The sequence below is a fragment of the Pseudomonas sp. B26(2017) genome, assembly GCF_002113045.1.
In the GTDB taxonomy this organism is placed as follows: Bacteria; Pseudomonadota; Gammaproteobacteria; order Pseudomonadales; family Pseudomonadaceae; genus Aquipseudomonas.
The window spans coordinates 123,392-142,286 of sequence record NZ_NEJJ01000004.1 but is presented as its reverse complement, the minus strand read 5'-3'; the positions used below and the strand labels follow the sequence as shown (position 1 = coordinate 142,286).

Genomic DNA, 18,895 nt, shown 5'->3' with positions numbered 1-18,895 from the left:
GTCAGCGGGTGATGCCGCGAGTCGACGACTGGATGGAGTCACGGAACATCGCGACTTCCGGGAACTGGGCAGAGGGTTCGGCCAGTTCGGCCAGCGCCTGTTCGACTGTCAGACCCTGGCGATACACGGTTTTGTACGCGCGGCGCAGAGCGTGAATGGCGTCTTCGCTGAAACCGCGACGGCGCATGCCCTCGAAGTTCATGCTGCGCGCTTCGGCCGGGTTGCCAAATACGGTGACGAACGCTGGTACATCCTTGCCGATCGCAGTGCCCATGCCGGAAAAGCTGTGGGCGCCGATATGGCAATACTGATGCACCAGGGTGAAACCGGACAGAATCGCCCAGTCAGCGACGTGCACATGGCCGGCCAGCGCGGTGTTGTTGACCAGGATGCAGTGATTGCCGATGACGCTGTCATGGCCGATGTGGGCATAGGCCATGATCAGGTTGTGATCGCCCAGGGTCGTTTCGGACCGATCCTGAACGGTGCCACGGTGAATCGTCACGCCTTCGCGGATGACGTTGTGGTCACCAATCACCAGGCGGGTTTCTTCGCCCTTGTATTTCAGGTCCGGCGTGTCTTCGCCTACCGAGGAAAACTGGTAGATGCGGTTGTGCTTGCCGATACGGGTCGGACCTTTGAGGATCACGTGTGGCCCGATGACCGTTCCCTCGCCGATTTCCACACCTGCACCGATGATCGACCACGGGCCGACCTCGACGCCATCAGCCAGGACGGCCGACGGATCGATGATTGCGCGAGGGTCAATCAAACTCATAGCTTGCGTTCCGCACAGATGATTTCAGCCGAGCAGACCGGCTTGCCATCGACCGAAGCCTGGCATTCGAACTTCCAGATCTGACGCTTGCAACTGATGAACTTGGCTTCGAGGATCAACTGATCGCCCGGCAGCACTGGCTGGCGGAAGCGCAGTTTGTCGGAACCGACGAAGTAGTAGAGGGTGCCGTCGGCGGGTTTCACGTCAAGCATCTTGAAACCAAGGATCCCGGCAGCCTGAGCCATGGCTTCGATGATCAGCACGCCCGGCATGATCGGGTGCGCAGGGAAGTGACCATTGAAGAACGGTTCGTTGATGCTGACATTCTTGTAGGCGCGAATGCGCTTGCCTTCCGTATCCAGCTCCACTACCCGGTCCACCAGCAGGAACGGGTAACGGTGAGGCAGGTATTCGCGAATCTCGTTGATGTCCATCATTTCGGGGGGAAGCCTATGTAAAGATTGGGAGCGCGACTGACGCGCACTCCTCTAGCAAATCAAGGAGGCAGTCCAGAGGCTGTGCACACTTGATATGGAAATGGTATCAGCCTTCAGATGAAGCATTACCGTCAGGGGTCACTTCCCCGGACCGCTTTTCCAGCTGTTTCAAACGTCGCGCGATGTCATCGAGCTGACGAATACGGGCCGCGCTTTTGCGCCATTCGGCCGCAGGTTGCATAGCTGTGCCGGAAGAGTAGGCGCCCGGCTCGGTAATCGAGTGGGTCACCATGGTCATTCCGGTCAGGAATACGTTGTCGCAAATATCGATGTGCCCTACCAGGCCAACCCCCCCGGCGAGCATGCAGTGCTTGCCGATCTTGGTGCTGCCGGAAATCCCCACGCACGCGGCCATGGCGGTGTGGTCACCGACCTGCACGTTGTGGGCGATCTGAATCTGGTTGTCTAGCTTCACGCCATTGCCGATCACGGTATCGGCCAGTGCGCCGCGGTCGATGGCGGTATTCACGCCGATCTCCACATCGTCGCCGATGGTCACGCCACCGATCTGGGCGATTTTCTGCCAGATGCCCTTCTCGTTAGCAAAGCCGAAGCCTTCACCGCCAAGCACGGCACCGGACTGAATCACCACACGTTTGCCGATGCGTACGTCGTGATACAGCGTGACCCGGGGTGCCAGCCAGCCGCCCTCACCGATTTCGCTTCGGGCACCGACGACGCAATGCGCACCGAGCGTTACGTCTGCGCCGATTCGCGCACCGGACTCGATCACCACGAAGGGACCGATACTGGCGCTCGGATCGACCACGGCATCCTCGGCAATCACCGCCGTCGAGTGAACGCCGGCAGTTGCCTTGGGCTTCGGATCGAACAAATGGGAAATGCGTGCGTAAGCCAGATAAGGATCCGGCACCACCAGCGCATCACCGGCATAACTTTCGGCGTCGGCAGCCTTGAGCAACAGGGCCGCGGCTTGCGAGTTAGCCAGGTATTTACGGTATTGAGGGTTTGCCAGAAAGCTCAACTGAGCTGGGCCAGCCTCCTGCAAGGTGGCTAGCCCAGTAATTTGCTTCTCGGGGTCGCCACTCAGGGTAGCGCCGAGGAGCTCGGCCAACTGGCCGAGCTTGATGGTCACGGTCATGGGTTACTTCAGCTGATTCATGCGCTCGATAACCTGGCGCGTGATGTCGTACTGAGGTTTGACATCGATGACTGCGCCACGCTCGAACACCAGGTCAAAACCACCTTTCTTGATAACTTCTTCCACTGCGCTATCCAGTTTCGGCTTCAGTTGCTTGAGCATTTCGCGGTCGGCAACAGCCTTGGCTTCGTTCAGTTCCTTGGATTGGAACTGGAAGTCACGGGCCTTTTGCTTGAACTCGAGCTCCAGACGCTCGCGCTCGCCTTGCTGCATCTTGTCGCCACCGGCCATCAGACGGTCCTGAATGCCCTTGGCGCTGCTCTCCAGGGTCTTGAGCTTGGTCAGTTGCGGGCCGAACTTCTTCTCGGCGTCCACGGCGTATTTCTTGGCCGCGTCAGATTCCAGCAGAGCCATCTGATAGTTCAGAACAGCGATTTTCATGTCGGCAAATGCCGGACCTGCCACCAGTACGGAGGCCAGAAGAACCAATTGAGTCAACTTACGCACGATGCACTCCTACAAAATCCATTGTCGTTGTCTTGGGTCAGACGCTTAGAACGTCTGGCCGAGGGAGAATTGGAACACTTGAGTTTCAGCGTCATCCGGTTTCTTGATCGGCATCGCCAGCGCAAAACTCAGCGGGCCCAGTGCGGTGACCCAGGTTACGCCGACACCGACGGAACTGGCCATGTTGCTCAGACTGATGTCGTTGCATTGGGTGTTCGATTTCGTACCGTTGGCGTTCGTAGTATCGGAACACTTGGAGTCGAATACGTTACCGACATCCCAGAATACCGAAGTACGCAGGGAACGCTGATCCTTGACGAACGGCAGCGGGAACAGAACTTCAACACCGCCCTGGATCAGGACGTTACCACCGAACGGCAGCGGATCCTGGTCCGGGTCTCTCAGGGTGCCTGGGTTACTACCCGTACTTGGCGTGCTTCGCGGGCCAAGGGTGCTGTCTTTGAAACCACGGACCGAGTTGAAACCACCAGCATAGTAGTTTTCATAGAACGGCAAGCCGTCGGTCGAACCGTAACCGTCGCCATAACCCAGTTCGGTGTGTAGACGCAGGGTGTAGTTTTCGCTGATCGGCTGGAACAGCTGGCCACGGTAATCAAGTTTGTAGAACGACAGATCGCTGCCTGGAATGGTGGTTTCCAGCGTCAGGCTCTGGGAACGACCGCGGGTCGGCAGTACACCCTTGTTCAAGGTGGATTCGGACCAGCCGGCCGAAGCCTTGAAGTTCAGGTACTTGTCGCCTTCCTTGTTAACGAAGTCGAAAATCTCGTCAACGGTGTAGGTACCCGTCTTGATCTCGTCCTGCTGAGCGGACAGACCGAAGGTCAGACGCGAAGTCTCGCTGATCGGGTAGCCCACGTTCACGCCGGCACCCAGGCTGTCTACCGCATAGCTCGCTACGTCGACGTCGAGGTCTTTGTAGTCGGTGGTGCGGTAGAACGCGTTGTAACCCAGGCTCACGCCATCGGCGGTCCAGTAGGGGTCAACGTAGCCGAAGTTGTAGCGGCTCTGGTATTCGCTGCGGGTCAGGCCCACGCTCACACGGTTACCAGTACCGAGGAAGTTGTTCTGGGTGATCGAACCACCGAGGATCAGACCGGCGCTCTGGGCGAAACCGACGCTGGCGGTGATCGAACCGGAAGCCTGTTCTTCAACGCTGTAGTTCACGTCAACCTGGTCGTCGACACCTGGCACGGCCGGGGTCTCAACGTTGACTTCTTTAAAGAAGCCCAGACGCTCCAGACGAGTCTTGGACTGGTCGATCAGGTAGGTCGAAGCCCAGCCACCTTCCATCTGACGCATTTCACGACGCAGCACCTCGTCCTCGGACTTGGTATTGCCACGGAAATTGATGCGGTTGACGTAGGCACGCTTGCCCGGATCGACAGCAAACAGGATATCGACGGTGTGATCTTCATCGTGCGGTTGTGGCACGCCGTTGACGTTGGCGAAGGTGTAACCCTCGTTACCCAGACGACGGGTGATCAGTTCGGACGTGGTGGTCATCAGCTTGCGCGAGAACACCTGACCTTTCTGCACCAGCAAGAGCGACTTGACCTGGTCTTCAGGGACTTTCAGGTCACCGCTGAGTTTGACGTCACGAACGGTGTACTTTTCGCCTTCGTTAATGTTGACGGTGATGTAGACGTGCTTCTTGTCCGGGGTGATCGACACCTGGGTCGAAGCGATATCCATGTTGATATAGCCGCGGTCCAGGTAGTAGGAGCGCAGACGCTCCAGGTCACCGGACAGCTTTTCACGGGCGTACTTGTCGTCGTTCTTGAAGAACGACAGCCAGTTGGTGGTTTTCAGTTCGAACAGGTCGGTCAGGTCTTCCTCGGGGAAAACCGTGTTGCCTACCACATTGATGTGCTGAATGGCTGCGACGGTGCCTTCGTTGATCTTCACTTTCAGACCGACACGGTTGCGCGGCTGCGAGACCACTTCTGTATCGACGGTCGCCGAGTAACGACCTTGCGCAACATATTGACGTTGCAGCTCGTTACGAACACCTTCGAGGGTCGCGCGCTGGAAGATTTCGCCTTCGGCCAGACCGGATTGTTTGAGGCCCTTCATCAGGTCTTCGGTGGAGATCGCCTTGTTGCCTTCGATCTCGATACTGGCGACCGAGGGACGCTCGACGACAGTGATCACCAGAACGTTGCCTTCGCGGCCCAGCTGGATATCTTGAAAGAAACCGGTTTTGAACAACGCACGAGTGGATTCCACCAGGCGACGATCATCCGCCTGCTCGCCGACGTTCAACGGCAAGGCACCAAAGACGCTACCCGCGGAGACCCGCTGGAGGCCATTGACGCGAATATCAGAGATAGTGAAGGACTCGGCGTGAACTTCGGCGATCATCAATACGGTGAGAACCGCAGTTAGCAGCAGACGTTTCATGAAGTCCTTTCTTATTCCAACTGGCAATAAACAAACTGCCGCAAAATGCGGCAGATTCGCAATTCAGCGAAGCGTTACAGTCGACCCAGATCGTTGACCAGAGCAAGCAACATCACTCCGACCACCAAGCTGATACCGATCTGTATCCCCCAACCTTGCACCCGATCCGACAAGGGACGACCACGCGCCCACTCGATCAGATAAAACAACAAATGCCCCCCATCCAGTACAGGAATGGGCAGCAAATTCAGAACCCCCAGGCTAATACTCAGATAAGCAAGGAAATTCAGGAAATCAGCGACGCCCGACTGGGCAGAAGCGCCCGCCACTTTAGCAATGGTTATCGGTCCACTCAAGTTTTTTACCGAGAGCTCGCCGAAGAGCATTTTCTTCAGTGAATCCAGCGTCAGGACGCTCATGGTCCAGGTACGACGGGCACCCTCGCCAATCGCTGCCAAAGGCCCGTAACTGACCTCGCGGATCATCTCCGGCGGCCAGTCGACTGCCTTCACACCTGCCCCCAGGTAACCGCTTGGCGACTTTTTATCTCCACGCGCGGCCAGTGTCACAGGGACGTCGATTTGAACACCGTCACGCTCTACGCGCAGCACGATTTTGGTATCAGGACGCGTACGAACGGTGTCGACCACCTGTTGCCAGTCATCCAGCGCCTTGCCATCGAGCGTCAGCAGACGATCACCGGTTTTCAGTCCGGCCGCCTGGGCCGGGCCTTTCGGATCGAGTTCGGCCAGCACCGGCGGCAGGGCCGGGCGCCAAGGGCGAATACCGAGGGAGCGAATAGGATCCGGCTCATCAGCCCCCTTGAGCCATTTATCAAGTGCCAGCACCCGAGGCGAATCCGCCGTGGAACCCTGATCGCGCACCAGCAATTGCAGAGAACCGCTCTCCCCCAGTCGGCGCACCAATTGCAGGTTGACTGCAGCCCAGCCCGAGGTTGGTTCACCGTCGATCGCGACGATTTCCTGTCCCGCGCTCAGCCCGGCCGTTGCGGCGATGCTGCCCGGCTCCACCGAACCGATGACCGGGCGAATCTGTTCGCTGCCGAGCATGGCCAGCACCCAGAAGAACACCAGCGCGAGTAGAAAGTTGGCCACAGGGCCGGCCGCAACAATGGCGATGCGCTGACGAACAGACTTGCGATTGAATGACTGATGAAGCTGATCGGCCGGCACTTCGCCTTCGCGCTCATCGAGCATCTTGACGTAGCCACCCAGCGGAATGGCCGCAACCACAAATTCGGTGCCCTGCTTGTCATGCCAGCGCAACAGCGGCATGCCGAAACCCACGGAAAAACGCAGAACCTTGACGCCACAGCGACGCGCGACCCAGAAATGGCCGAATTCGTGAAAGGTGACCAGCACACCCAGAGCGATCAGGGTGCCGGCAATCATATAGAGCGCGCTCATCTACTTTCTCCGCAATCCTGTCCAGTGCCGCGTGAAGCCATGTGTTGCAAGACCTATCGGTCGTGACGCTTCAACCACTGCCCGGCCAATGCCCTGGCAGTCGCGTCAGCGGTAAACACCGCATCGAGATCGTTCAACGCCACTACCGGCTCGAGATTCAAGACTTCCTCGATGATACTCGCGATTTCCAGATAGCGAACCCGTCCGTCGAGAAACGCGGCAACCGCCACTTCATTCGCCGCATTGAGCATGGCCGGGGCGCTGTTTCCAGCCTCGGCAGCCTGGCGCGCCAGACGCAGGCACGGAAAGCGCTCTTCGTCGGGAGCTTCGAAATCCAGGCGGGCAACAGCGAACAGATCCAGCGGCGCCACGCCCGAATCAATACGCTCAGGCCAGGCCAGGGCGTTGGCAATCGGAGTGCGCATATCGGGGTTACCCAACTGCGCCAACACCGAACCGTCCACATAATCGACCAGCGAATGAATCACGCTCTGCGGATGAATCACCACCTCGACTTGCGAAGGCTTGGCATCGAACAACCAGCAGGCCTCGATCAACTCGAGCCCTTTGTTCATCATGCTGGCCGAGTCCACCGAGATCTTGCGCCCCATCGACCAGTTCGGGTGCGCACACGCCTGATCGGGTGAAACATGCGCCAGCTCGGCCATCGGCGTCTGCCGGAAAGGACCACCAGAGGCCGTCAGCAAAATCCGACGGACTCCAACGTTACTCAGCCCGCGAGCAAAGTCCTGCGGCATGCACTGAAAAATCGCGTTGTGCTCACTGTCGATCGGCAACAGGACGGAACCGCTTTTGCGCACCGCCTGCATGAACAAGGCGCCGGACATGACCAGCGCTTCCTTGTTGGCCAGAAGAATTTTCTTGCCTGCCTCGACAGCCGCCAGAGTCGGGCGCAGACCGGCAGCACCGACGATGGCGGCCATGACGGCATCCACTTCCGGCGCGGCAGCGACCTGACACAGGCCTTCCTCACCGACCAGCACCTGCGTCGACAGGCCCGCCGCACGCAAATCGTCCTGAAGATTACGAGCAGCGCTGGCTTCCGGTACTACTGCATATTTCGGGAGATGGCGAACACACAGGGCAAACAGTTCGCTCAGGCGGGTAAAACCGCTCAGGGCGAAAGCCTGATAACGCTCCGGATGCCGGGCGATGACATCCAGGGTGCTCAGACCGATCGAACCGGTCGCACCCAGGACGGTAATCTGCTGCGGGCGACTCACGACGCCGCCATCCACAACAGCACCGCGAACACCGGTATCGCCGCCGTCAGACTGTCGATGCGGTCCAGCACGCCACCATGGCCAGGCAGCAGATTGCTGCTGTCCTTGATGCCGGACTGACGCTTGAACATGCTTTCGGTGAGGTCGCCCACCACCGAGATGAAGACAATCACCGCAGCACCGATCAAGCCCTTGAACAGTTGCGCTACCGTCCAGTCACGGAACAGCGCGACCAGGGTGGTGATGACCAGACTCAGCGCCAGACCGCCATACACGCCCTCCCAGCTTTTGCCGGGACTGACTTGTGGCGCCAGCTTGCGCTTGCCGAACGCGCGACCGGAGAAATACGCCCCGATGTCAGCGCCCCAGACCAGCACCATCACAGCCATGATCAGCCAGTTGCCGAGCGGGTATTGCTTGATCTGCACCAGCCCTTGCCAGGCGGGCAACAGAATCAGCAATCCGATCACCAGTTTGCTGGCGGCACTGGACCAGCGCTCGCTGGAACGCGGGTACGTCAGCACCAGCCATGTTGCCAGTGCCCACCAGATCACCGAAGCGCCCAGCACCCATGGCGCCAGCCCCGGCAGGATGTACATGACGAACAGCATCAGCGCGACCACCGCGGCGTAGCCGACACGAAATGCCTGCGCAGTGAAGCCGGCCAGGCGCGCCCATTCCCAGGCGCCCAGGCTCACGACCAGACCGATGAACAGGGCAAAACCGGAGCCTTCGAGCAGGAAAAATCCGCCCAGAGCGATCGGCAGCAGAATCAGTGCAGTGATGATGCGTTGTTTAAGCATTAAACCCGGGCTCCAGCTTCGACCTGCTCGCTCGTTTTACCGAAACGACGCTGGCGCGAAGCGAAATCGGCCAGCGCATTGCGCATGGCTTCGTGTTTGAAGTCCGGCCAGAACAGGTCGGAGAAATACAACTCGGCGTATGCCAGCTGCCACAAGAGGAAGTTGCTGATGCGGTGCTCGCCGCCAGTGCGAATGCACAAGTCTGGCAACGGCAGATCACCGGTGACCAGACAGGTCTGCAGCAGATCCGGCGTGATGTCTTCCGGCCGCAGATGACCGGCCTGAACCTCACGCGCCAGACGCTGCGCCGCTTGCGCGATATCCCACTGACCGCCGTAGTTGGCGGCGATCTGCAGAATGAATCGGTTGGCACCGGCAGTCATCGCTTCCGCTTCACGCATGGCGGCCTGAAGCTCCGGATGGAATCGCGTTCGGTCACCGATAATGCGCAGGCTGATGTTGTTGTCGTTCAGGCGCTTGGCCTCACGACGCAGCGCCTTGAAGAACAGATCCATCAAGGCGCTGACCTCATCGGCCGGGCGCTGCCAGTTTTCACTGGAAAAGGCGAACAGGGTGAGCACCTCGACCTTGGCCTCGGCACACACCTCGATCACCGCCCGCACAGCATCCACGCCCGCTTTATGCCCGGCAACACCCGGCATAAAGCGTTTTTTTGCCCAGCGATTATTGCCATCCATGATGATCGCGACATGGCGCGGCACCGCGGACGGCGCAGTCTGCTTGGTCTTGTCCATTAAAAACTCGACCCTTAAACGGCCATCAGGTCTTTTTCTTTTTCGTCAGTCGCCTTGGTGATCTGAGCTTCGAAGTCCTTGATCAGCTTGTCGATCTCGGCACTTGCACGACGCTCTTCGTCCTCGCTGATCTCCTTGTCCTTGGACAGTTTTTTCAGCTCTCCCATGGCGTCGCGACGAATGTTGCGTACCGCAACGCGAGCGTCTTCGGCAGCGGCACGCGCCTGCTTGGTGAAGCCCTTGCGGGTTTCCTCGGTCAGTGGCGCCATCTTGATCAGCAGCAGCTCACCCAGGTTGGTCGGATTCAGGTTCAGACCGGCGCTGCCAATGGCCTTGTCGATTGCGCCGAGCATGTTGCGCTCGAACGGCACGACCTGCAGGGTCTGGTTGTCTTTCACGGTGACACTTGCAACACCGCTCAACGGAGTATCCGAACCGTAATAAGGCACCATCACGCTTCCCAGAATGCTTGGGTGGGCCTTGCCGGTACGGATCTGACCGAATGCGTGGTTCAGCGACTCCAGCGACTTGTGCATGCGCGCCTGGGCGTCTTTCTTGATTTCGTTGATCATTGTTGGACTTCCTCGATCAGAGTGCCTTCAGCGCCACCATGCACGATGTTCAGCAGGGCGCCCGGCTTGTTCATGTTGAATACCCGCAGCGGCATCTTGTGATCGCGGCACAGGCAGATAGCCGTCAGATCCATTACACCCAGCTTGCGATCCAGTACTTCATCGTATGTCAGATGATCGAACTTCTCGGCATGCGGGTCTTTGAACGGATCAGCGGTGTACACGCCATCGACCTTGGTCGCCTTGAGCACGACGTCTGCGTCGATTTCAATGGCGCGCAGGCAGGCTGCCGAATCCGTGGTAAAGAACGGATTGCCGGTACCGGCCGCGAAAATCACTACGTCTTTTGAGTTCAGGTGGCGCATGGCCTTGCGACGGTCATAGTGATCGGTCACACCGACCATGGAGATGGCCGACATCACGATGGCCGAGATATTGGCACGTTCCAGCGCGTCGCGCATGGCCAGAGCGTTCATCACAGTGGCCAGCATGCCCATGTGGTCGCCCGTGACCCGGTCCATGCCGGCCTTGCTCAGCGCTTCACCGCGGAACAGGTTGCCACCGCCGATCACCAGACCGACCTGAACGCCGATGCCGACCAGCTGGCCGACCTCCAGTGCCATGCGATCCAGCACTTTCGGATCGATCCCGAACTCTTCCGAGCCCATCAGGGCCTCGCCGCTAAGCTTGAGTAGAATGCGTTTATAGCGAGCCTGATAACCACTGCCCTGCTGAGCCATTGCGAATCTCTCCTGCGGCGTATTTTAAAAATTCTTTGCGAGCTGTTTACAGCTGGCGTTCACTCTAGCTTGGCGCTGCTTCAGCGCCATCGGAACATGGCTTTGTAAGTCAGTTCCAAGGGGAAACCAATAAAAATTGGTAACCCTATCTGAAAAGAGGCTGCGCGCGTGAGCGGGCAGCCTCTTTCGGGCGACAGTTGAAAAACCGTCTTACTGCTTGGCGGCAGCCACTTGAGCGGCAACTTCGGCAGCGAAGTCATCAACCGGCTTCTCGATGCCTTCGCCTACTTTGAAGTAAGTGAAGGAAACGATTTCAGCACCGGCTTTCTTGGCCAGCTCACCAACCTTGACTTCCGGGTTCATGACGAAAGCTTGCTCTTTCAGCGAGGCTTCGGCTTTGAACTTGGTAATACGACCGTTGATCATGTTCTCAACGATGTTTTCCGGCTTGCCAGCGATCTTGTCGGCATTCAGTTGCAGGAATACGTTCTTCTCGCGCTCGATGGCCTCGGCGGAGATTTCCGACGCGTCCAGGAACTCTGGGTTCGAAGCTGCAACGTGCATGGCGATATTCTTGGCCAGGTCGACGTCGCCGCCGTTCAGAACAACCACTGCACCAATCTTGTTGCCGTGCAGGTAAGCACCTACAACGTCACCCTCAACACGCGCCAGACGACGGATGTTGACGTTTTCGCCACACTTGGCAACCAGGGCTTCACGAGCAGCTTCGCGCGAAGCGATCAGCGGAGCCGCGTCAGTCAGCTTCTGAGCGAACGCTTCTTCAAGGCTTTCGCTGACGAAGTTCTTGAAGTCGTCCTGCAGGGCCAGGAAGTCGGTCTGCGAGTTCACTTCCAGCAGAACGGCGGACTTGCCGTCAGCCTTGACGGCGATAGCGCCTTCAGCGGCAACGTTGCCGGCTTTCTTGGCAGCCTTGATCGCGCCCGAAGCACGCATGTCATCAATGGCTTTTTCGATGTCGCCGCCAGCCTTTTCCAGGGCTTTCTTGCAATCCATCATGCCTTCGCCGGTACGCTCGCGCAGTTCTTTGACCAACGCTGCAGTAATTGCTGCCATTTTCAAATTCCTCTTGGATAGGTTTTCAACCATTCCACCCGATCGAACGGGCGTTCAATTCTTCCCGAACCACCTTGTAGCCGCTGCACGTTACAGATGCTGTAGCTGCGCTGCCGACAAATGGTTTTCGAGGTGGCAAAAAGGGGGCCAAGCCCCCTTTTTGCTTACTGAGTCAACGCCAGGGCGTCAATTACTCAGCTGCAGCCTGAGTTTCTTCAGCTGCGAATTCTACAGTACCGCCAGCAACGTTGTTGCGACCGCGGATTACTGCGTCAGCCATCGAACCCATGTACAGCTGGATAGCGCGGATTGCGTCATCGTTGCCTGGGATGATGTAGTCAACGCCTTCAGGGCTGCTGTTGGTATCGACAACGCCGATGACCGGGATGCCCAGCTTGTTGGCTTCGGTGATCGCGATGCGCTCGTGGTCAACGTCGATCACGAACAGTGCGTCTGGCAGACCGCCCATGTCCTTGATGCCGCCCAGGGAGCGGTCCAGCTTCTCAAGATCGCGAGTGCGCATCAGCGCTTCTTTCTTGGTCAGCTTGGCGAAAGTACCGTCTTCGGCTTGTACTTCAAGGTCACGCAGACGCTTGATGGAAGCACGGATGGTCTTGAAGTTGGTCAGCATGCCGCCCAACCAGCGGTGATCGACGTACGGCGAGCCGCAACGTGCTGCTTCTTCAGCAACGATCTTGCCAGCGGAACGCTTGGTGCCGACGAACAGAATCTTGTTTTTGCCCTGGGCCAGACGCTCTACGAAAGTCAGAGCTTCGTTGAACATTGGCAGGGTTTTTTCAAGGTTGATGATGTGAATCTTGTTACGCGCGCCGAAAATGTACTTGCCCATTTTCGGATTCCAGTAACGGGTTTGGTGACCGAAGTGCACACCGGCCTTCAGCATATCGCGCATGTTGACTTGGGACATGATAGTTCCTTGATAAGTCGGGTTGGGCCTCCACGTATCCCAATGACCAACCATTGATCCGAGGATCAAAGGCACCCAGGCCATCGTGTCGACACGTGTGTGGGTTAATGCTCTCGGGGCTATCCCCGGAAAGCGGCGCATTTTATACCACAGGGACGGCGCAAACGGAACCCGGAATCTGCAATCCCGTCAGCGACATGCACGCCAGCCCCTTGGAATCGGGACAATGCGCCGCATTGTATAGAGAGAAGCGATGCACGCAGGCGCAGATTTGCGCCTTCGGTCTGTTAGAATCGCGTTTTTCGGGGCCGCAATATCAGCAGCCGCGCCCCTGTTCGTATCAGCAAGCGCCGCCGAGCGCAGAGAGAGCCTGTATGACCGTCACCCTCAAAACCCCCGAGGACATCGCTGGCATGCGTGTCGCCGGCAAACTGGCCGCCGATGTGCTGGAAATGATTGCCGAGCACGTCAAGCCGGGCGTGACCACCGATGAGCTGAACCAGATCTGCCACGACTATATCGTCAACGTGCAGCAGGCCATTCCTGCCCCGCTCAACTACAAGGGCTACCCGAAGTCGATCTGCACCTCGATCAACCACGTGGTCTGCCACGGCATCCCGAACGACAAACCGTTGAAAAACGGCGACACCCTGAACATCGACGTCACCGTGATTAAAGACGGTTACCACGGCGACACCAGCCGCATGTTCCACGTCGGCACCGTGCCGGTCTGGGCCGAGCGTCTGTCCCAGGTCACCCAGGAATGCATGTACAAGGCGATCGAAATCGTCAAACCCGGCTGCCGCCTCGGCGACATCGGCGAAATCATCCAGAAGCACGCGGAAAAGAACGGCTTCTCGGTGGTGCGTGAATTCTGTGGTCACGGCATCGGCAAGGTGTTCCATGAAGAACCGCAGATCCTGCACTACGGCCGTGCCGGCACCGGCATGGAACTGAAGGCCGGCATGACTTTCACCATCGAGCCGATGATCAACCAGGGCAAGGCCGACACCAAAGTACTGGGCGACGGCTGGACCGCGATCACCAAGGATCGCAAGCTGTCGGCGCAGTGGGAACACACTTTGCTTGTTACCGACACCGGCTACGAAATCTTCACCCTGCGCAGCGACGACACCATCCCGCGCATCTCGGCCTGATCCAGACACCGTTCCCAGCCTATAGAAGGAAAGCCAATCGATGCCGCAGGTGGATCCCGAACTCTTCGACCGCGGTCAGTTCCAGGCTGAACTGGCCCTGAAAGCGAGTCCCATCGCGGCATTCAAGAAGGCGATCCGCCAGGCCCGCGAAGTGCTCGATGCACGTTTTCGCGCCGGCCGCGATATCCGGCGACTGATCGAAGATCGGGCGTGGTTCGTCGACAACATTCTGCAAAAGGCCTGGGACCAGTTCGACTGGAGCGAAGACGCCGACATCGCGCTGGTCGCGGTCGGCGGCTATGGTCGCGGTGAGTTGCACCCGTACTCCGACATCGATCTGCTGATCCTGCTGGACAGCGCCGACCACGAAATCTTCCGCGATTCCATCGAGCGCTTTCTGACGCTGCTGTGGGACATCGGCCTGGAAGTCGGTCAGAGCGTTCGCTCGGTCGACGAGTGCGCCGAAGAGGCCCGCGCCGACCTGACGGTGGTCACCAACCTGATGGAAAGCCGCACCATCTGTGGCCCCGAGCGCCTGCGCCAGCGCATGCTCGATGTCACCAGCACTGCGCACATGTGGCCGAGCAAGGATTTCTTCCTGGCCAAGCGCGCCGAGCAGAAGGCTCGCCACCACAAGTACAACGACACCGAATACAACCTGGAACCCAACGTCAAAGGCTCGCCCGGTGGACTACGGGATATTCAGACGATTCTGTGGGTGGCCCGCCGTCAGTACGGCACCCTGAACCTGCGCGCCCTGGCCGGTGAAGGGTTTCTGGTCGAAAGTGAAAACGCCTTGCTCGCGTCCTCTCAGGAATTCCTCTGGAAGGTGCGTTACGCCCTGCACATGCTCGCCGGTCGCGCCGAAGACCGCCTGCTGTTCGATCACCAGCGCACCATTGCCGGGCTGCTGGGTTTTGAAGGCGACGACGCCAAACAGGCCGTCGAAAACTTCATGCAGCAGTACTTCCGCGTTGTGATGAGCATCGCCCAGCTCAGCGACCTGATCATCCAGCACTTCGAGGAAGTCATCCTCGCGCCGGAAGACGAAGCGCCGCCGCAGCCGATCAACTCGCGCTTCCAGCTGCACGACGGCTACATCGAGGCACGCAACGACAACGTATTCCGCCGCACGCCGTTCGCCATGCTCGAGATCTTCGTGCTGATGGCCCAGCAGCCGGAGATCAAAGGCGTACGCGCCGACACCATTCGCCTGTTGCGGGAAAACCGTCACCTGATCGACGACAACTTCCGCAACGACATCCGCAACACCAGCCTATTCATCGAGCTGTTCAAATGCAAGATCGGCATCCACCGCAACCTGCGGCGGATGAACCGTTACGGCATTCTCGGGCGTTATCTGCCGGAGTTCGGCTTTATCGTCGGGCAGATGCAGCACGACCTGTTCCACATCTATACGGTCGATGCGCACACGCTGAACCTGATCAAACACCTGCGCAAACTGCAGTACTCACAGGTGTCGGAAAAATTCCCGCTGGCCGCCAAGCTCATGGCCAAATTGCCGAAACCCGAACTGATCTACATGGCGGGTCTGTATCACGACATCGGCAAGGGCCGGCACGGCGACCACTCGGATATCGGCGCAGTGGATGCCGAGGCGTTCTGCCAGCGCCACCAGCTGCCGGTGTGGGACAGCCGCCTGATCGTCTGGCTGGTGCAGAACCACTTGGTGATGTCGACCACCGCCCAGCGCAAAGACTTGTCCGATCCGCAGGTGATCCATGACTTCGCGCTGGCGGTCGGTGACGAAACTCGCCTGGACTACCTGTACGTGCTGACCGTGGCCGACATCAACGCGACCAACCCGACCCTGTGGAATTCCTGGCGTGCCAGCCTGTTGCGCCAGCTCTACACCGAAACCAAGCGCGCCCTGCGCCGTGGGCTGGAGAATCCGGTGGATCGCGAAGAGCAGATCCGCCAGACCCAGAGCGCAGCGCTGGACATCCTGGTACGCGGCGGCACCGATCCCGACGACGTCGAGCAATTGTGGGCGCAACTGGGCGACGACTACTTCCTGCGTCACACCGCCGGCGATGTGGCCTGGCACACCGACGCCATCCTCCAGCAACCGGCCGACGGCGGTCCGCTGGTGCTGATCAAGGAAACGACCCAGCGCGAATTCGAGGGCGGCACGCAGATCTTCATCTATGCGCCGGATCAGCACGACTTCTTCGCCGTGACCGTGGCCGCGATGGACCAGCTCAACCTGAACATTCACGACGCCCGGGTCATCACGTCCAGCAGTCAGTTCACCCTCGACACCTACATCGTGCTCGATACCGATGGCGACTCGATCGGCGACAATCCGGTCCGGGTCAAACAGATTCGCGAAGGCCTGACCGAAGCCCTGCGCAACCCGGCCGACTACCCGACGATCATCCAGCGTCGGGTGCCGCGCCAGCTCAAGCATTTCGCGTTCGCCCCGCAGGTGACGATCCACAACGACGCCCAGCGCCCGGTAACGGTGCTGGAACTCACTGCACCGGATCGCCCGGGCCTGCTGGCACGGGTCGGCGGGATTTTCCTCGAGTTCGACCTGTCGCTGCAGAACGCCAAGATCGCCACCCTGGGCGAGCGGGTGGAAGACGTGTTCTTCATCACCGACGCCCACAATCAACCGCTGTCCGACCCGCTGCTGTGCAGCCGCCTGCAGGATGCCATCGTCGAACAGCTGAGCGTCAATCAGGAACCCGATATCAAACTGTCGCGCATCAGCATTTGATTGCGCGCCCGGCTTCAATCGCTTTGCACGAGATCCCGCACCGATGAACAACGCTCTGTCCCAGCTTCAGCCCTACCCGTTCGAAAAGCTCCGCGCCCTGCTCGGCAGCGTCACGCCAAACCCGGACAAGCGCCCGATCGCACTGTCCATCGGCGAACCGAAGCACCGCTCGCCAAGCTTTGTCGCCGAGGCGCTGGCGAACAATCTGGATCAGATGGCGGTGTACCCGACCACTCTCGGTATCCCGGCCCTGCGCGAAGCCATCGCCGCCTGGTGCGAGCGTCGTTTCAACGTGCCGGGCGGCTGGATCGACCCGGCGCGCAACGTGCTGCCGGTCAACGGCACCCGTGAAGCACTGTTCGCCTTTACCCAGACCGTGGTCAACCGTGGCGACGACGCGCTGGTGGTCAGCCCGAATCCGTTCTATCAGATCTACGAGGGCGCGGCGTTCCTCGCCGGCGCCAAGCCGCACTACCTGCCGTGCCTGGACGAGAACGGCTTCAACCCGGACTTCGACGCGGTTTCGCCGGACATCTGGAAGCGCTGCCAGATCCTGTTCCTGTGCTCGCCGGGCAACCCGACCGGCGCGCTGATCCCGGTCGACGTGCTGAAAAAGCTGATCGCCCTGGCCGACGAATACGACTTCGTGATCGCCGCCGACGAGTGCTACAGCGAACTGTACTTCGACGAGCAGACGCCACCGCCGGGCCTGCTCAGTGCCTGCGCCGAACTGGGTCGCAAGGATTTCAAGCGTTGCGTGGTGTTCCACAGCCTGTCCAAGCGCTCGAACCTGCCGGGCCTGCGCTCGGGCTTTGTTGCCGGTGATGCCGACATCCTCAAGGGTTTCCTGCTGTATCGCACCTACCACGGTTGCGCGATGCCGGTTCAGACCCAGCTGGCCAGCGTTGCCGCGTGGAACGATGAAGTGCATGTACGCGCCAACCGTGCGTTGTATCGCGAGAAGTTCGATGCGGTGCTGGCGATCCTCAGCCCGGTGATGGACGTGCAACGCCCCGATGGCAGCTTTTACCTGTGGCCGAATGTGCAGGGCGACGATGCCGCATTCTGCCGCGATCTGTTTGCCGAAGAGCACGTGACTGTGGTGCCGGGTTCGTACCTGTCCCGTGACGTCGATGGCGTCAATCCGGGTGCCGGGCGCGTACGCATGGCGCTGGTTGCGCCGCTGGCGGAATGCGTCGAGGCTGCCGAGCGCATCCGCGACTTCGTCCTGCGCCACAAGTAATGTGTTTCGCCCGTGCCGGGCAATCCGGCACGGGCGGTCAAATATCACGCAACACTTCCTCCGTTTTTCATACCTCGCTTTTGCGCAGCCAGACGTTAGTCTTGAGCCGCGCCCTTTTGCGCATCACCTGAAATCGATCTTCAACTTCAAGGAAGAAGTGAACAATGAAAGAACTTCTGGATTGCCGACTGATTCAGTGGCCTGACGATCAGGCTGCTTACACAGCCGCCATCAACGAGAACCCGGCGAATGCCGGCACCCCAACCACACCCGGCACTCGCCGCAAACGCTCCGTGGTCGATTACTCGAAACTCTGGGCCAATGGTCGCACGTTGAAAATCGCGTTCATGGATGCACCCGATGCCGCTCGTAAAACAGGGATTATCAATGCAGCCAGCAAATGGCTGCCTTATATCAATCTCAAGTTTGAATTCGTCGACGATCTGAAGGGTGATATCCGCATCGCCACCCGAAACAATGACAACAGTTCGATGCTGGGCACCGATGCACTTCTGATTCATCCCGACCATCCGACAATGAACCTGGGCGTCACGCCGGACCATGCCGACTTCGAGGTCACCGTAATGCACGAGTTCGGCCATGCACTGGGCGCCATGCATGAGCATCAGCACCCACAAGCCAATATTCCATGGGATAAACCCAAGGTGTACGCGTTTTATCAGAATCGGGAAATGAATCCGCTGACCCGCGAACAGGTCGACTACAACCTGTTCGCGTCCTTTGATACGCGGGATGCGCTTTATCTTGCCTACGACAAGCGTTCGATCATGCATCACCCCGTATCGAACGACCTGACGATCGGCGACTGGGAAGTTCCGATAAACCGCAAGATCAGCAAAAAGGACAAACAGTTGATGAAGCTGCTTTATCCAAAATAAACCGG

Annotated in this window: 17 protein-coding genes; 4 read left to right on the top strand and 13 right to left on the bottom strand. The window is 59.0% G+C overall.

The features are described 5' to 3' along the window. Nucleotide 1 precedes the first annotated feature (1 nt). The 13 genes from lpxA to rpsB form a co-directional block, all read right to left on the bottom strand. Nucleotides 2-778, bottom strand: coding sequence for an acyl-ACP--UDP-N-acetylglucosamine O-acyltransferase (gene lpxA / locus CAF79_RS07740; RefSeq protein ID WP_085697333.1), 777 nt, complete (start codon nt 776-778; stop codon nt 2-4). Then, complete coding sequence (gene fabZ / locus CAF79_RS07735; protein ID WP_003222142.1) at nt 775-1,215, bottom strand: 3-hydroxyacyl-ACP dehydratase FabZ; 441 nt, start codon at nt 1,213-1,215, stop codon at nt 775-777. The genes lpxA and fabZ overlap by 4 nt, the downstream gene beginning before the upstream one ends. A gap of 106 nt (nt 1,216-1,321) precedes the next feature. After that, entirely contained in the window at nt 1,322-2,377 is a 1,056-nt protein-coding gene (gene lpxD / locus CAF79_RS07730; protein ID WP_085697332.1) for a UDP-3-O-(3-hydroxymyristoyl)glucosamine N-acyltransferase, read from the bottom strand. A gap of 3 nt (nt 2,378-2,380) precedes the next feature. Beyond that, the gene (locus tag CAF79_RS07725) at nt 2,381-2,884 is read right to left on the bottom strand and encodes an OmpH family outer membrane protein (protein ID WP_003222140.1); all 504 of its coding nucleotides are present in this window, start codon (nt 2,882-2,884) and stop codon (nt 2,381-2,383) included. 45 nt (nt 2,885-2,929) lie between these two features. Beyond that, nucleotides 2,930-5,305, bottom strand: a complete 2,376-nt coding sequence (gene bamA / locus CAF79_RS07720; protein ID WP_085697331.1) for an outer membrane protein assembly factor BamA — start codon at nt 5,303-5,305, stop codon at nt 2,930-2,932. A 74-nt stretch (nt 5,306-5,379) separates the two neighbouring features. Next, on the bottom strand, nt 5,380-6,732 hold the full coding sequence (gene rseP / locus CAF79_RS07715; protein WP_085697330.1) for a sigma E protease regulator RseP: 1,353 nt from the start codon (nt 6,730-6,732) through the stop codon (nt 5,380-5,382). Nucleotides 6,733-6,785: 53 nt separating this feature from the next. Next, nucleotides 6,786-7,976 carry a 1-deoxy-D-xylulose-5-phosphate reductoisomerase gene (gene ispC / locus CAF79_RS07710; protein ID WP_085697329.1) on the bottom strand — a complete coding sequence of 397 codons (1,191 nt, stop codon included), beginning with the start codon at nt 7,974-7,976 and terminating at the stop codon, nt 6,786-6,788. Beyond that, on the bottom strand, nt 7,973-8,779 hold the full coding sequence (locus tag CAF79_RS07705) for a phosphatidate cytidylyltransferase (RefSeq protein WP_007954781.1): 807 nt from the start codon (nt 8,777-8,779) through the stop codon (nt 7,973-7,975). The genes ispC and CAF79_RS07705 overlap by 4 nt, the downstream gene beginning before the upstream one ends. Next, nucleotides 8,779-9,534: a polyprenyl diphosphate synthase gene (gene uppS / locus CAF79_RS07700; protein ID WP_085697328.1), complete on the bottom strand. Its 756-nt coding sequence runs from the start codon at nt 9,532-9,534 to the stop codon at nt 8,779-8,781. The genes CAF79_RS07705 and uppS overlap by 1 nt, the downstream gene beginning before the upstream one ends. A 14-nt stretch (nt 9,535-9,548) precedes the next feature. After that, complete coding sequence (gene frr / locus CAF79_RS07695; RefSeq protein ID WP_065259188.1) at nt 9,549-10,106, bottom strand: ribosome recycling factor; 558 nt, start codon at nt 10,104-10,106, stop codon at nt 9,549-9,551. Further along, on the bottom strand, nt 10,103-10,846 hold the full coding sequence (pyrH, locus tag CAF79_RS07690) for a UMP kinase (protein WP_011332683.1): 744 nt from the start codon (nt 10,844-10,846) through the stop codon (nt 10,103-10,105). The genes frr and pyrH overlap by 4 nt, the downstream gene beginning before the upstream one ends. A 210-nt stretch (nt 10,847-11,056) precedes the next feature. After that, nucleotides 11,057-11,920: a translation elongation factor Ts gene (gene tsf, locus CAF79_RS07685; RefSeq protein ID WP_085688730.1), complete on the bottom strand. Its 864-nt coding sequence runs from the start codon at nt 11,918-11,920 to the stop codon at nt 11,057-11,059. 190 nt (nt 11,921-12,110) lie between these two features. Beyond that, a complete protein-coding gene (gene rpsB / locus CAF79_RS07680; protein WP_008052780.1) occupies nt 12,111-12,848 on the bottom strand; it encodes a 30S ribosomal protein S2 in 738 nt (245 codons plus the stop codon). Nucleotides 12,849-13,222: 374 nt separating this feature from the next. Between rpsB and map the strand changes: the two genes are divergently transcribed. From map to CAF79_RS07660, 4 genes are all read left to right on the top strand, one after another. Then, the gene (gene map / locus CAF79_RS07675) at nt 13,223-14,005 is read left to right on the top strand and encodes a type I methionyl aminopeptidase (protein ID WP_039769663.1); all 783 of its coding nucleotides are present in this window, start codon (nt 13,223-13,225) and stop codon (nt 14,003-14,005) included. Between the two features lie 40 nt (nt 14,006-14,045). Further along, nucleotides 14,046-16,748: a [protein-PII] uridylyltransferase gene (locus CAF79_RS07670; RefSeq protein ID WP_085697327.1), complete on the top strand. Its 2,703-nt coding sequence runs from the start codon at nt 14,046-14,048 to the stop codon at nt 16,746-16,748. A gap of 43 nt (nt 16,749-16,791) precedes the next feature. Continuing rightward, nucleotides 16,792-17,991, top strand: coding sequence for a succinyldiaminopimelate transaminase (dapC, locus tag CAF79_RS07665; RefSeq protein ID WP_085688736.1), 1,200 nt, complete (start codon nt 16,792-16,794; stop codon nt 17,989-17,991). 164 nt (nt 17,992-18,155) lie between these two features. Next, nucleotides 18,156-18,890: a peptidase M12 gene (locus tag CAF79_RS07660; RefSeq protein WP_085697326.1), complete on the top strand. Its 735-nt coding sequence runs from the start codon at nt 18,156-18,158 to the stop codon at nt 18,888-18,890. Nucleotides 18,891-18,895: the final 5 nt, after the last annotated feature.

Coding starts and splice junctions, on each gene's coding strand:
- lpxA (WP_085697333.1), bottom strand. CDS start 778: ATGAGTTTGATTGACCCTCGCGCAATCATCGATCCGTCGGCCGTCCTG.
- fabZ (WP_003222142.1), bottom strand. CDS start 1,215: ATGATGGACATCAACGAGATTCGCGAATACCTGCCTCACCGTTACCCG.
- lpxD (WP_085697332.1), bottom strand. CDS start 2,377: ATGACCGTGACCATCAAGCTCGGCCAGTTGGCCGAGCTCCTCGGCGCT.
- bamA (WP_085697331.1), bottom strand. CDS start 5,305: ATGAAACGTCTGCTGCTAACTGCGGTTCTCACCGTATTGATGATCGCC.
- rseP (WP_085697330.1), bottom strand. CDS start 6,732: ATGAGCGCGCTCTATATGATTGCCGGCACCCTGATCGCTCTGGGTGTG.
- CAF79_RS07705 (WP_007954781.1), bottom strand. CDS start 8,779: ATGCTTAAACAACGCATCATCACTGCACTGATTCTGCTGCCGATCGCT.
- uppS (WP_085697328.1), bottom strand. CDS start 9,534: ATGGACAAGACCAAGCAGACTGCGCCGTCCGCGGTGCCGCGCCATGTC.
- frr (WP_065259188.1), bottom strand. CDS start 10,106: ATGATCAACGAAATCAAGAAAGACGCCCAGGCGCGCATGCACAAGTCG.
- pyrH (WP_011332683.1), bottom strand. CDS start 10,846: ATGGCTCAGCAGGGCAGTGGTTATCAGGCTCGCTATAAACGCATTCTA.
- tsf (WP_085688730.1), bottom strand. CDS start 11,920: ATGGCAGCAATTACTGCAGCGTTGGTCAAAGAACTGCGCGAGCGTACC.
- rpsB (WP_008052780.1), bottom strand. CDS start 12,848: ATGTCCCAAGTCAACATGCGCGATATGCTGAAGGCCGGTGTGCACTTC.
- map (WP_039769663.1), top strand. CDS start 13,223: ATGACCGTCACCCTCAAAACCCCCGAGGACATCGCTGGCATGCGTGTC.
- CAF79_RS07670 (WP_085697327.1), top strand. CDS start 14,046: ATGCCGCAGGTGGATCCCGAACTCTTCGACCGCGGTCAGTTCCAGGCT.
- dapC (WP_085688736.1), top strand. CDS start 16,792: ATGAACAACGCTCTGTCCCAGCTTCAGCCCTACCCGTTCGAAAAGCTC.
- CAF79_RS07660 (WP_085697326.1), top strand. CDS start 18,156: ATGAAAGAACTTCTGGATTGCCGACTGATTCAGTGGCCTGACGATCAG.